Consider the following 237-nt stretch of genomic DNA (forward strand, 5'->3'; position numbering starts at 1 on the left):
GGACGCGGCGCAGGCGGCCCAGCAGCGTGCGGGCCGCCGCCGACAGGGCGCCGTTGCCGGCAGCGGCAAGGATCGCCTCGTGGATCTGCTGGTTGCAGGCGAAATAGCCCTGCCGGTCGCCGCGCAGGTAGAAGGTGTACATCTCGCGGTGCGCCTGCTCGATGGCGCCGAAGGCGACGGGCGTGATCCGTTCGCAGGCCAGCCGCCCGGCCAGTGCTTCCAGCCCGCCCATGAGGT

At 72.6% G+C, this 237-nt stretch carries 1 protein-coding gene; it reads right to left on the reverse strand.

All coding sequences use genetic code 11. The features are described from left to right. Nucleotides 1-237 (reverse strand): FCD domain-containing protein (locus ACSNOK_RS36160; protein WP_436784883.1); only part of this gene is annotated, 237 nt, incomplete at both ends.

The sequence above is a fragment of the Streptomyces sp. URMC 126 genome, assembly GCF_051386555.1.
Classification (GTDB): Bacteria; Actinomycetota; Actinomycetes; order Streptomycetales; family Streptomycetaceae; genus Streptomyces.